Origin of the sequence: Flavobacterium amylolyticum (assembly GCF_048284335.1) — a bacterium.
In the GTDB taxonomy this organism is placed as follows: Bacteria; Bacteroidota; Bacteroidia; order Flavobacteriales; family Flavobacteriaceae; genus Flavobacterium.
On record NZ_JBLVPG010000001.1, the window covers coordinates 1,327,375 to 1,340,786 of the forward strand.

Consider the following 13,412-nt stretch of genomic DNA (forward strand, 5'->3'; position numbering starts at 1 on the left):
TTTTATTGCAATTTCATGGATGGATAAAAAATAATAGACCATAAGTATAACCAAACAATTATTCATTAGGTTTTTGAATAATATTTATAGAATTTTACTTTAACACAAAATAGATTGTATGTTAGTTTACCTAAGATTATTAAAAGAGAGTTTTGGTTTTGCTATGAGTGCCTTGCAAAATAATAAGTTAAGAACCTTGCTTTCTTTATTAGGCGTTACAATTGGAATTTTTTCGATTATAGCAGTACTTGCGGCGGTAGATTCCTTAGATAGAAAAATCACTAAAGATTTGAGTAGTTTAGATAAAAACACCATTTACTTGATGAAGTTTTCTTTTGGCCCTTCTGATATTCCGCAATGGAAAAGAGAGCAGTTCCCTAATGTAAAATACGATGAATACACGTATATGAAAGGGGCGATGACTAATACGGAGCAAATGAGCTACCAAATATTTACTAGAAGGGAATCCATCAAGTATGATTCAAAGACGGTTAGTGATGTGAATATTGTTCCAGTTTCTCATGAGTTTATCGATATACAGGGTCTAGAATTTGAAAAAGGACGATTTTATAATGAATCTGAAGCCAATTCGGGTGCTACGGTCATTGTTTTAGGAAACGAAATTGCAAAATCCTTGTTTGAAGAATCGGAACCTATTGGTAAAAATGTACGTTTGTATGGAAAACGCTTTACCGTAATTGGCGTTTTAAAAAAAGAAGGCTCCGGTTTGTTTGGTGACAGTAATGATACATCAGCTTATATTCCAGTAAACTTCGTTCGACAATTGTATGGAGATAATAATACTTCTCTAACTAATGTTATTATTTTAAAACCACAAAAAGGGGTAGATATGGAGGCCTACAAAGGCGAGATTTCTCAAAAATTAAGGAGTTTTAGAGGTTTAAAAGCAGGAGAAATAGATAATTTTTTTATTAATGTATTTTCTGGTTTCACGGATCTTATCGATGGTATTTTGGGTCAAATGAATCTTGTGGGTTGGGTGATTAGTGGTTTTTCATTACTAGTGGGTGGTTTCGGGATAGCTAATATCATGTTTGTTTCTGTAAAAGAACGGACTAGCTTAATTGGAATTCAAAAATCGCTAGGGGCCAAAAATAGGTTTATATTGTTTCAGTTTTTATTTGAAGCGGTTATCCTCTCCGTTATCGGAGGGGTAATTGGACTTTTATTAGTTTGGATTATTTCGGTAGTTTTAACGAAAGCATTAGATTTTGAATTCGTCTTGGGGATGGGAAATATTATTTTAGGAACCGGATTGGCCGCAATAATAGGATTGATCTCTGGAATACTTCCTGCTATCGCTGCGTCTAAATTAGACCCTGTAGAGGCCATTAGAACTGGAATGTAATCAGAGTTGTATTCATGCTCGTAGTGAAAATGCTGTTTTCCGAATACGTAATCTCAATAAAAATGTAACAAATTGTTTCTACTATTTTTGGAAGCTGTTTTTGGTACTATCGGGTTAAAGTAATATTTATTTATTTTAAATGAGAAATCCCGATTGCTCGGGATTTTCATTTATCTGATATTGTTATTTTGAATCAAATCGATGTACAAGTTAATCTTGTCTTTCAATTCTTTTCGGGGTGTAATAAAGTCTAAGAAACCATGTTCAAGAAGAAACTCTGCAGTTTGAAAGCCTTCCGGTAAATCTTTACCAGTAGTGTCTCTTACTACTCTAGGTCCGGCAAATCCAATGAGTGCTCCGGGTTCAGAAATGTTGATGTCTCCCAGCATGGCATAAGACGCAGTTGTTCCTCCTGTTGTAGGGTCTGTACACAATGAAATGTAAGGTAGTTTTGCTTCGGCTAGCTGAGCCAGTTTTACAGATGTTTTAGCTAATTGCATTAATGAATAAGCAGCTTCCATCATTCTTGCTCCACCAGATTTAGAAATCATTACAAATGGTAACTTGTTTTGAATAGCGTGGTCAATTCCTCTTGCGATTTTTTCTCCCACGACAGCTCCCATGGATCCTCCAATAAAGGCAAAGTCCATACAGCAGATCACCACATCTTTTCCTTTAGATTTCCCCACTCCTGTGCGCACTGCATCCTTAAGTTTGGTTTTCTCCATTACATCTTTTAATCGGTCTGCATATTTTTTAGTGTCCACAAAATGCAAAGGATCTTTAGAAGTCATGTTTTTATCTAGTTCAACAAATTCATTGTTGTCAAATAAGATCTGAAAATATTCGGCACTCCCTATTCTAACATGAAAACCATCTTCGGGACTTACAAATAAGTTCCGAGCTAGTTCGTCGGCATCAATAATTTTTCCAGTTGGAGATTTGTACCAAAGCCCTTTTGGAATGTCCATTTTGTCTTCGGTAGCAGTAGTAATCCCTTTTTCTTTTCTTTTAAACCAAGCCATTTTTCAAGTATTCAGTGTTCAGTAATTAGGTATCCAGTGTTTTGTAATCAGTTTTAGTGTTCCATTATCAGCATTTGAGAACTGAACACTAAAAACTGAAAACTGACCACTATTTTTATAATGTATTCACGTTGTTCAAGTCAGCAAATGCTTGCTCAAGTCTTGTATTGAAAGTAACTTCACTTTCACGCAACCATTTTCTTGGATCGTAATGTTTTTTATTTGGTACATCAGCTCCTTCTGGGTTGCCAATTTGAGTTTTTAAATAGTCAATATTTTTAACCATGTAATCACGAATACCTTCCGTAAATGCAAATTGCAAATCAGTATCAATATTCATTTTTATGACACCGTAGCTAATACCTTCTCTGATTTCTTCCAATGTAGAACCAGAACCACCATGGAAAACAAAATCTACTGGATTGTGTCCTGTGTTGAATTTATTTTGAACAAAATCCTGAGAGTTTTTCAAGATTTTTGGAGTCAATTTCACATTTCCGGGCTTGTAAACCCCATGAACATTTCCAAAAGCAGCAGCAATAGTAAATCTTGGGCTTACTTTAGAAAGTTCTTCATAGGCGTAAGCAACTTCTTCCGGTTGGGTGTATAATTTTGAACTATCAACATCTGAATTGTCTACACCATCTTCTTCACCACCTGTGATTCCAAGTTCGATTTCAAGTGTCATTCCCATTTTGCTCATTCTTTCTAAATAGCCTTTGCAAATTTTGATGTTTTCCTCGATTGGCTCTTCAGATAAATCAATCATGTGGGAGGAGAACAATGGCTTTCCAGTTTTAGCAAAATGTGCTTCTGAAGCATCTAATAAACCGTCAATCCAAGGTAATAATTTTTTTGCACAATGATCGGTATGTAAAATTACAGTTGCTCCGTAAGCTTCCGCCAAAGTATGAATATGTAATGCACCAGCTATACCACCAGCGATAGCAGCTTTTTCGCCTACATTCGAAAGTCCTTTTCCAGCGTTAAATTGTGCTCCACCATTAGAAAATTGAATGATTACCGGAGCGTTTAGTTTTGCGGCAGTTTCAAGAACACCATTGATAGTATTTGATCCCGTAACATTTACTGCCGGAAGTGCAAATCCTTTTTCTTTAGCATAATTAAAAATTTCCTGAACCTGATCTCCTGTAGCTACGCCTGGTTTTATGTTGTGTGCCATTGTACTTTTTTTAGTTGTTTTTTTTAGTTTTTAGTTTTGCAAAAATAAGAATTAATTAGCATTAGAACGGATAATTTATTCCAAAATTTAAAACGGAGTTTGCAAAGTTGTATTCTCTAAACCATCTTTTGTTAGTTTCATTGGCCGGATTGTAGGTTTTGAATCCTAAATCAAAACGAATTACGAAAAAACTCAAATCGTATCGGATTCCAAAACCTGTACCCAATGCCATGTCTTTTAAGTCGCTAAAGCTCGTAAATGTTGATTTTTCATCGACTACATTATCCAGTACATTCCAAATATTGCCCGCATCAGCAAAAACAGCGCCTTTTAAACTGCCTAGAAGTTTAAATCGAAACTCGCCGCTAATAGCAATTTTCATGTTTGCTTCATTAAAATCATCCAAAGCACCGCTGCTTCCTGGTCCTAAACCGTAAGGTTGCCATGCTCTGTTGTCATTGGATCCGCCTGAAAAATAACTTCTTGAAAAAGGAATGTAATTTGAGTTTCCAAAGGGAATGGCAATTCCAAAGAAGGATCTGAATGCGAATATTTTTTCTTTGGATAGATCCCAATGTTTAATATAATCAAATTCTGTTTTTATATATTCGGAATATTCCAAGTTGAATATTTCATAATTCCCACTGAAGTTTTTTTTCTGATTGGTCGTTTTTGCAAAAGCAGATAAAAGAGTTCCTGCAGATTCTATTTTAGTTTTAAAAAGATAAAAAGTATTATCAGTTAGATCTTTTTTTGTTGTTTTTGAAAAAGTAAAACTGGTGGCTAAAATAAAATCGTTCTCTGTAAGTCTCATTCTTCGTTCCTCAATACTTCTTACGGCTTGAATATCGGTAGGTTCTAATGGTTTTAGAAAGGACCCATTACCAGTAAGGACATCATTTGTAAAACCAATCGTTCCTTGTTCAACTAGCAAATCTTTATCTGTTGCATTGTTATAATAAGCAGGATTTGTATTGTATTCTTTGCTTAATTCATTTAATGCATTATAGGAAGATCCATATACATTAAAATAGTTTTTAGGGTTTAGATTGCGTACAAACTGAGTGTTAAAAAGATCAAATCTTGCGGTATGATTTATTTTGGGAGTCCAATTGTAAGAAAGCGCTCCTGTAAAATTCTCTTTATCCAATCCTATATTTCTTTGTTTTGCAAAACCAACGGTAATAAGTGTGGAAGGGATCATGCTTTTAGCGATAATTTTATCGGTATTAAACGGCATCAAAATACGAGGGATGTTTAGTTTTAAATCCAATCCATACTCAGAAACATTGAAAAAATTATTTCTTGGATTCGCTAAATCTTTTGATGAGCCTACATTACCCCGCGCTGCTATTTCTAGAGTTTCCGCACCATTAAATACGTTTCTTATAGTCTCAGACACACTCAAACCAATACCAAAATCCTGAATGTTTGAGTGGGTAACATCCAGGGTTGTTCCGAAACTATATTTTTTTCTTGGTGTCAAATAGACTTTGGCAATCAAAGACTGAGCAGTAGTATCTCTTTTATCAACTTCATATTGTATGGATGGATAGTTGAATATTTTAAGATTATTCAAGTAGCGCGTTGTTAAAACGGTTTTATTATCGGCATACAAGCTTCCTTTTGTTATGAAAATAGCGTTTGTTATCGCTTTTGGTTTGTATTTTAATTTTTCCTGACTATAAAGATGAAAGTTTTTATAAGTGGTGCTATCAGTAATCTTTAACGCATTATTACTGGGAGAGTAATCGGTATAAATATTTACATCACTTATTTTGTATATTTTGAAAGGTTCCGTTCTGGTAGAATCGCCTTCCTGATACGAGTAATTATTAATCATCAAATTGATATTCGCCTGATTTACTTTTTTTATGGTATCAATGTCAAAAGTTACATAATTGGGTTGAAAATAATACACTCCATTGTTTCTAAAATGAGTGGTAATTCGGTTTTTTTCATTCTCAAAATCATCGGTTTTATATTGTTGTCCGGATTTTATAAAGGTGCTGGATTTATTAGTTTGGTACAAAGAGTCTAACGCTGGGGTCAGAATACTTGTTCGTAATGAATCTAAAAAGTACGCATTTCCAGGAATGATCGCGTATTTAATCTTAGCTTTTTTAATGCTTAAAGTGTCAATCTGGTAAGCTGATTTTACATTAAAATAACCATTGTTGAAATAATAGTAATTCAATCGCAGTAGTGATTTATCACTTCTTTCTTTATCAATGATTATGGGAGGTTCTCCAGTTCTTTTCAAGAAATCATGTATCCCACGATACCAGAATGATTTGCCCAGCCGATTTACTTGTTTTTCAGAAAGCCATTTTGATTTTCTTTTAAATTTTTCTGGATTATTAGCAAATTTTGCTTGATAGGTTGAGTCTGGGTTTAGATTGGCTAAGTTGTAAAGATTCAATCGTAAGCGATACCCCAGCAAAGTACTATTTGGTTTTTGATACAATTGATTAATGACGTTTTCGTCTTTAATAGTTTTGTTATTTACTGAAATTTCATTTTTTGTAAGTAGCAATTTGCCTTCTGGAACTCTTTTTACAGCATTGCAAGCACAAATTAGTGTTGCAATTAGAATAAATGCTGTTATTTTTGTGGAAATTTTTTTCAAGTGTTCTAAAATATTTAATTCAAAAGTACATTATTTTATGGTTAGTAAAAACCAAATAAAACTTATAACGAGTTTACAGCAAAAAAAATATAGAATAGCTACTAAATTATTTTTTGCCGAAGGCGTAAAAGGAATTCAGGAATTGCTGGATTCTAATTTTGAATTGGAACATTTGTATACTACCAAAAATGATTTTGAAGCAGTATCTAATCTTATGAAAACGGTTATTCAAGTAGCTGATTTAAAAAAAATCAGTGCGTTGGCTACGCCTAATTCTTGTTTAGCAATTTTCAAAATTCCTGAAGAAAAGCCAATACTTGAAGCACCTTTGATTTTGGCTCTTGATTCGATCAGAGATCCTGGAAATTTAGGGACGATATTGCGTTTGTGTGACTGGTTTGGAATACAACAAGTTGTGTGTTCAACAGAAACGGTGGATGTTTATAATCCAAAAGTGGTGCAGGCCACTATGGGATCTATAGCTAGAGTCAATGTGAATTATATTGATTTGAACACTTTTGTTGGACAAACAGATTTACCAGTAATTGGTACTTTTATGGATGGAGCTAACATTTATAAAACTGTTTTGCCACAAAAAGGAATTATAATTATGGGCAATGAAGCCAATGGAATATCAGCAGAACTTGAAAAATTAGTAAAAATTAAATTAGCAATTCCTCGTTTTGGGCATGTTCAAAAAACAGAAAGTCTGAACGTTGCTACTGCCACTGCGATCGTTTTAAGTGAGTTTTGTAGAGGTTGATGTTTTTGTAATACCAGCTTCCAGCAGACACAATGCATTAATAGATTTAATGGAAAGAAAAATTGATAAAAATAGCTCTGGTTTTTAGCGATTCAATATTTCCTGTCCAAGGACTGTTAGGATCGTTGTCTCGGATTAATTCATCATTTAATCCAAATACCCCTCTTATTGATGGTGAAAAGATGAAATATTCTGAAAAAAGGTCGATTCCAAAACCCAACTCATAATTAGGAGTCCATGATTTTACTCGAAAACGTTGCTGTAAATTATCATCCATCAATTTTGAATTGCTGGACAAGTTTAAAGTAGCCGATAATCCTCCCAAGGCATAGGGACGGATGTTTCCAGTTCTGAGGGAGGAAAGCTTTAGTAGCAAAGGTAAATGAATATAGGTACTATTAACTTCCCTGAGCGCATCGCCGCTGTTTGTGAAATTAGGGTAAAATAATTCTCTCTTAGTATAATACAATCCGGGTTCAAATCGCAAGTTAATGTATTCTTGAAGTTTTAAGTCACCAATAATCCCAACATTGAAACCAGTAGTTTTTTTGACAAAAATATCCGGGGTTTGAGTTTTATAATCGATCTTAAAATCGTAGGAATTGAATCCTAAATAGAACCCATAGTAGACCCTTTTTTTTTGAAAATTTTCCAAATTGATGATGGGATCATTACTAAATATATTTTTAGAGTTCTGAGCGTATCCCTTTAGAATAAAAGCAAAAAAAAGTAAGACAATTATTTTTCTCATATTGGAGTTGAAAATGTGGAGTGTTATTTTTTAGATGCAGAATATATCGTAGCCACACCAAAAGTTTGTGGTAAAGCAACAACATCTATAAACCCAGTTTTCTTCAAAATATTGTTTAAAGCTTCGCCATAAGGGAATGCAGCTGCGGATTCTGATAAATACCCATAAGCGACATTATCTTTAGAGAATAATTTTCCTATTAATGGGAGGATATTCTTACTGTAAAACGTATACCCTTGTTTGTAAGGCGTTTTGTCTGGTACTGAGGTTTCTAGGATTACAAACACGCCATTTGGTTTTAAAACTCTTAAAATTTCCGCTAATCCTTTTTCGAGTGTTTCAAAATTCCTAACGCCAAAAGCAACTGTAATTGCATCAAAATAATTATCTTCAAAGGGCATGTTTTCAGAATCACCTAAAATCATTTCAATAGTGTTTGAAAGATTTTTAGCTATAATTTTCTTTTCGCCTACTTCCAGCATTCCGGCTGAAATATCTAACCCAATTATTTTTTCAGCATTGGTTTGTGCCATTAAAATGGCTAAATCTCCAGTTCCAGTAGCAATGTCCAGAATAATCTTCGGGTTTGACTTTGAAACTATTTGCAATACTTTTTTACGCCATTTTATATCAATACCGAAAGAAATGACGCGGTTTAAGTTGTCATAGTTTCCGGAAATAGTATCAAACATTTGTGCAACCTGTTCTTTTTTGCCTAAGGTAGAATCTTTATAGGGTGTTATCTTTTCTGACATTTTTTTAGTTTGTACAAATATAAGATAAACTTGATCAACTAAAAATGAGTTTCAAAAATTAGAATTAAGTTTAGTGCTATTTTAAAAAAGTGGTTTCGATTTAATAGTACCGCAACAACCAAAAGAATAAAATTCACTTTTATTTGAAATATCACTAAAAGTGGGTATTGTAACTCCAGTTTTATTTATACAAATTTGTTATTCAAGAAAATAACCATGTTAGATGATTAAAAGAGAATCAATGAACCAAATCAAATGGATATTTTTAGCGCTAATTATCTCATTTGTTCTTGTTAGCTGTTTTGAAAATATTGTTTTACATAGCAGTATTGTAGTTAAAGCGCAACATACGTTCTTAGGATTAAATTTGTTTTTGGAAATTTTAATTTTTTTCGTCTTTAGTACCTTCGTGGTATTTGGTACTAAAGGTTTTTTTGAGATGTATTCTCAAAAAACATCAAATATTATAATCTCCATTTCTGGAGTGTTACTAGTATTTGTAATTTTTATTTTATGTTATCAAATACTCTTTCAAGAGTAGTTCATTTCTCTAAATCAATGGTTAAAAAAAACATCCCGTAAAAAGGATGTTTTTTTGTTTATTTTCGGATGAAAGTCTGATAGGTGTAATCGAAGAGATGTTTTTCGTCCTTCTCATTAAAATTAGATGTTACCATCTTCCATTCTTCTTCATTGATTTCTGGGAAATAAGCGTCAGCTTCAAAGTTGTTATGTACTCTTGTAATTTCTATTTTATCCGTGTAAGGAAGTCCTAATTTATATATTTCACCACCACCTATAATAAATGAAATTTCTTCCTTGGGACAGGTTTGTATTGCTTTTTCAATATTGTCAACAATAATACATCCTTCCGCTTGATAGTCTTTTTGTCGGGTGATTATAATATGCGTTCTGTTAGGCAATGGTTTCGGAAAACTTTCAAATGTTTTTCTGCCCATTACAATATGATGGCCTGTTGTAAGTGATTTGAATCGTTTAAAATCATTTGGTAAATGCCAGACTAATTTATTGTCTTTTCCAAGTGCATTGTTTTCGGCTACGGCCGCAATCATTATTATCATAACTGATGTGCTATTATTTGTTTTCGTCGTTAGATACTTGTGTCTCTAACTGGTCCACTTTCTTTTTTTGCAAAGCGACAAGTCGGTCTATTTGCTCTCTTTCCCAATCTTTATTCATAAAACGATCGGTGATGAAAATTTTTATAAAATGCAATATAAATAGGAACAGCCATAGAGTAATTATCCAAAGATACCAATTGGAGACTACAATACTATCAAGGAAATTGTGTGCCACAAAAAGTAATAAACTTCCTAAAACGAAAAGAACAAAATGAAAATACAGGCGCTTTTTTTGCTTTATTCTTCTTCTCGCATACTCATATTGTTCGTGTAATTCTTTTTCCATCGATTCAGTTTTAGTTTATAAAGATAAAATTTATTTTGGAAAGTCAGTATTGTGGCTCTGGATTATTTATAGAGAAAACGTTTTCTCTTTTTTGAATAGTAAATATTGCGTTGTTTAAATTATTAAATTATTTAAAAATTAACATAGTTTGTAGTTTTACATTAAATCTTCTAAAAGCTTGTTGAAAGTCCGAAATGTTTTACGTACTTTGTTTCATAAACCTATAAATGAATTAGTTATGGCAATTAAAAAACAATTTATAAAAACAAAGCCAGTTTGTAAAGTTACTTTTTCTGTAGCGGCTAAAGAAGCGAGTGAAGCCTCTGTTGTGGGAGATTTCAATAATTGGAATGTTGCTGAAGGTGCTTTGAGTAAATTGAAAAATGGTACTTTCAAAGGAGTATTCGATGTAAACAAAGATGCAGCCTATGAATTCAAATACGTTATTGATGGCACATTCGTAAATGAGCCAGAAGCAGATTCTTTCAAATGGAATGAGTTTGCAGGAAATGAAAACGGTGTTTTAGTAGTTTAGCTAAAACACCGTTTTTTTATTGCGTTATATCGCAACACTGCCTTTTATCAAGGCATGTGGTTCATAGCCTTCGAGCGTGAAATCGTCAAAATTGAATGCGAAGATGTCTTTTATATTGGGATTCAAAATCATTTTAGGCAATGGTTTTGGCTCACGAGACAATTGCAATTCGAGTTGTTCAAAATGATTGTTGTAAATGTGTGCATCACCAAAAGTGTGGATGAATTCGCCTGGTTCCAAGTCGCAAACCTGAGCAATCATCATGGTGAGTAATGCATAGGAAGCAATGTTAAAAGGAACGCCTAAGAAAAGGTCAGCACTTCGCTGGTACAACTGACACGATAATTTGCCTTCAGAAACATAAAACTGGAAGAAAGCGTGGCAAGGCGGCAACGCCGCTTTGTTGTTGGCTACATTTTCATCAAATGATTTTGTAGTGTCTGGAAGAACCGAAGGATTCCATGCCGAAACTAACATTCTGCGACTGTTAGGATTGGTTTTTAGTTCTATAATCAATTCTGAGATTTGATCAATTTCTTCACTATTCCAGTTGCGCCATTGGTGTCCGTAAACAGGTCCTAAATCGCCATTGGCATCAGCCCAAGCATCCCAAATTTTAACCCCGTTTTCTTGAAGGTACTTAATATTTGTATCGCCTTTTAAAAACCAAAGCAATTCGTAGATAATAGATTTCAGGTGTAACTTTTTGGTAGTGACCATTGGGAAACCTTCATTCAAATCAAAACGCATTTGGTACCCAAAGACACTTTTTGTTCCTGTTCCTGTGCGATCTCCTTTCTGGCAACCATTTTCCATTACATGCTGCACTAAATCTAAATATTGCTTCATTTTGCCTTTTTTATAGTATTATATAATGGATTTAATTTTTATATATTTTTCCGTCTTTCATTACAAAAACAACATTTTCAAGTGTTTTGATTGTGTTCAAAGGATTCTCGTCGACTGCAATGATATCCGCATAAAAGTTTTCTTTGATTTGTCCCACTTCATTTCCAATACCTAATAACATGGCATTAGTAATAGTTGCTGATTGTATCGCTGCTAGTTGAGGCATTCCAGCTTCAACCATATAGCCAAATTCTTTTGCATTTATACCATGCGGGAAAACCCCGGCATCCGTTCCAAAAGCAATTTTGACTCCTTTTTTATAAGCCTTTGCAAATGTTGCTTTGAGTTGAGGTCCCACTTCTTTAGCTTTTGGCACTACAATGTCAGGATAAAAACCAGTTATTTCTGCATTTTTCTCTACTTCTTTTCCCGCAGTCAAGGTTGGTACTAAATAGGCATCGTATTTTTTCATTAACTCCATTGTTTCTTCACTCATAAAGGTACCGTGTTCTATGGTCTTTATGCCACCTATAATGGCGCGTTGCATTCCTTCATCGCCATGAGCATGGGCTGCCGTAAGCATGTTGTAATCTTTGGCAGTTGTAGTAATGGCTTTTATTTCGTCTAAAGAAAACTGAGGATTCTTGCCGCTTTTAGCAACACTTAAAACTCCGCCTGTAGCTGTAATTTTAATAACATCAGCTCCTTCTTTGTAGCGTTCTCGAACTGCTTTTACTGCTTCTTCCGGAGAATTAATTACGCCTTCATGTGGTCCTGGATCGCCTACCAGTTTTCTATTGCTTCCATTGGTTGGATCCGCATGTCCGCCAGTTGTAGCAATGGATTTCCCTGCAGTATATATTCTTGGGCCTTTTACGATTCCTTTATTAATGGCATTTCTTATAGATATATTTACTCCGGTTCCTCCTAAATCCCGTACGGTTGTAAAACCGGCTAGTAACGTGATTTCAGCACAGCGAACGGCTTGGAATGCAATATCAGCCTCATTATCTAAATATTTAGACATGTAACTCTTAGTGTTATTTTCTCCTTCAATATGTACGTGTAGATCGATAAGGCCTGGTAAAACATATTTATTTTTAAGATCGATTTCAATGTCTTCAGGTTTGGCTTTAGATACAAATCCCTCTTGTATTTTTAAGATTCTGTTTTTAGAAACAAGTATCGTTTGGTTCGATAGTTCTTTACCGGATACTGTATTTAGAATTTTGCCACAATGTAAATAATAGTCTTGAGAAAATACTACTGTCGAGATAAATAAGGTTGCGGCAACAAGGGTAAGTTTTGTTTTCATAGATTGGTTTTATATCAGTTGTAAGTAAAAATGGATAGCAAAGGGTAATACAAAATTCAATCGTATTTTATCTAAGATCAATTGATTTAAAACGTAAAATGACTGCTAGTTTTAGTCAAGAGATAACAAATCAAGCTTTAATTACGATTCTCTCTTCGAAATTTCATCTCTAATCTTTGCTGCTTTTTCGTAATCTTCGTGCAATACCGCTTGATCCAATAGTTCGTTCAATTCCTGTAGGCTATGTTTGGAATAAGTTGTTCCGGATTGATTGCTTTCTTCCTCACGACCAAATGTATCTGGGTTAGAAAGGACATCATCAATTTCCTGAGAGTCTTTATTGGGTTCTAAAGGATTTGCTTTCAAATATATACCGGCTTTATCCAAGATGTTTTTATAAGTAAATATGGGAGCATTAAAACGCAAGGCCAAAGCTATCGCATCAGAAGTTCGTGCATCAATAATCTCTTCTATTTTATCTCTTTCGCAAATGATACTGGAATAAAAAACACCATCAACAAGTTTGTGAATAATTACCTGTTTAACGATAATCTCGAAACGTTCCGCAAAATTTTTGAAGAGGTCATGTGTCAAAGGACGTGGCGGTTTTATTTCTTTTTCCAATGCAATTGCAATGGATTGGGCTTCAAAAGCGCCTATGACGATAGGCAACTTTCTTTCGCCGTCAACCTCATTCAAGATTAAAGCGTAAGCTCCGTTTTGAGTTTGACTGTATGAAATTCCTTTTATGGATAATTTAACTAAGCTCATAATTGTTGTTATGGGAAAGTACAAAGTACTTTTTTTGAT

General features: G+C 34.0%; 13 protein-coding genes. 3 read left to right on the top strand and 10 right to left on the bottom strand.

The window, feature by feature from the left end; genetic code table 11:
• The first annotated feature begins 118 nt into the window (after positions 1–118).
• The gene (locus ACNQF9_RS05875) at positions 119–1,369 is read left to right on the top strand and encodes an ABC transporter permease (protein ID WP_417959301.1); all 1,251 of its coding nucleotides are present in this window, start codon (positions 119–121) and stop codon (positions 1,367–1,369) included.
• A 170-nt stretch (positions 1,370–1,539) separates the two neighbouring features.
• On the opposite strand, the gene accD is transcribed toward ACNQF9_RS05875, so the two are convergent.
• From accD to tamL, 3 genes are all read right to left on the bottom strand, one after another.
• Positions 1,540–2,394 (bottom strand): acetyl-CoA carboxylase, carboxyltransferase subunit beta, encoded by an 855-nt coding sequence (gene accD, locus ACNQF9_RS05880; protein ID WP_416854355.1) that lies wholly within the window; start codon positions 2,392–2,394, stop codon positions 1,540–1,542.
• A gap of 115 nt (positions 2,395–2,509) precedes the next feature.
• Positions 2,510–3,577, bottom strand: coding sequence for a class II fructose-bisphosphate aldolase (gene fbaA, locus ACNQF9_RS05885; protein ID WP_417989823.1), 1,068 nt, complete (start codon positions 3,575–3,577; stop codon positions 2,510–2,512).
• 61 nt (positions 3,578–3,638) lie between these two features.
• Positions 3,639–6,206: a translocation and assembly module lipoprotein TamL gene (gene tamL / locus ACNQF9_RS05890; RefSeq protein WP_417989824.1), complete on the bottom strand. Its 2,568-nt coding sequence runs from the start codon at positions 6,204–6,206 to the stop codon at positions 3,639–3,641.
• Positions 6,207–6,243: 37 nt separating this feature from the next.
• Between tamL and ACNQF9_RS05895 the strand changes: the two genes are divergently transcribed.
• A complete protein-coding gene (locus ACNQF9_RS05895; RefSeq protein WP_417989825.1) occupies positions 6,244–6,969 on the top strand; it encodes a TrmH family RNA methyltransferase in 726 nt (241 codons plus the stop codon).
• A gap of 46 nt (positions 6,970–7,015) precedes the next feature.
• Here the strand turns inward: ACNQF9_RS05895 and porT are convergent, their stop codons facing one another.
• From porT to ACNQF9_RS05915, 4 genes are all read right to left on the bottom strand, one after another.
• Positions 7,016–7,720: a type IX secretion/gliding motility protein PorT/SprT gene (gene porT / locus ACNQF9_RS05900; RefSeq protein ID WP_417989826.1), complete on the bottom strand. Its 705-nt coding sequence runs from the start codon at positions 7,718–7,720 to the stop codon at positions 7,016–7,018.
• A gap of 23 nt (positions 7,721–7,743) precedes the next feature.
• Positions 7,744–8,475: a bifunctional demethylmenaquinone methyltransferase/2-methoxy-6-polyprenyl-1,4-benzoquinol methylase UbiE gene (gene ubiE, locus ACNQF9_RS05905; protein ID WP_417989827.1), complete on the bottom strand. Its 732-nt coding sequence runs from the start codon at positions 8,473–8,475 to the stop codon at positions 7,744–7,746.
• Between the two features lie 599 nt (positions 8,476–9,074).
• Positions 9,075–9,557: a dihydrofolate reductase gene (locus ACNQF9_RS05910; RefSeq protein WP_417989828.1), complete on the bottom strand. Its 483-nt coding sequence runs from the start codon at positions 9,555–9,557 to the stop codon at positions 9,075–9,077.
• Between the two features lie 13 nt (positions 9,558–9,570).
• A complete protein-coding gene (locus ACNQF9_RS05915) occupies positions 9,571–9,903 on the bottom strand; it encodes a 2TM domain-containing protein (protein ID WP_417959309.1) in 333 nt (110 codons plus the stop codon).
• 238 nt (positions 9,904–10,141) lie between these two features.
• Here ACNQF9_RS05915 and ACNQF9_RS05920 point away from each other — a divergent pair, with 238 nt between their 5' ends.
• A complete protein-coding gene (locus ACNQF9_RS05920; protein WP_417959310.1) occupies positions 10,142–10,438 on the top strand; it encodes an isoamylase early set domain-containing protein in 297 nt (98 codons plus the stop codon).
• Positions 10,439–10,462: 24 nt separating this feature from the next.
• On the opposite strand, the gene ACNQF9_RS05925 is transcribed toward ACNQF9_RS05920, so the two are convergent.
• From ACNQF9_RS05925 to ACNQF9_RS05935, 3 genes are all read right to left on the bottom strand, one after another.
• Positions 10,463–11,287 (bottom strand): thymidylate synthase, encoded by an 825-nt coding sequence (locus ACNQF9_RS05925; RefSeq protein WP_417989829.1) that lies wholly within the window; start codon positions 11,285–11,287, stop codon positions 10,463–10,465.
• 31 nt (positions 11,288–11,318) lie between these two features.
• Entirely contained in the window at positions 11,319–12,602 is a 1,284-nt protein-coding gene (locus ACNQF9_RS05930; protein WP_417959312.1) for a metal-dependent hydrolase family protein, read from the bottom strand.
• Between the two features lie 141 nt (positions 12,603–12,743).
• Positions 12,744–13,373, bottom strand: coding sequence for a bifunctional nuclease domain-containing protein (locus ACNQF9_RS05935; RefSeq protein WP_417959313.1), 630 nt, complete (start codon positions 13,371–13,373; stop codon positions 12,744–12,746).
• Positions 13,374–13,412: the final 39 nt, after the last annotated feature.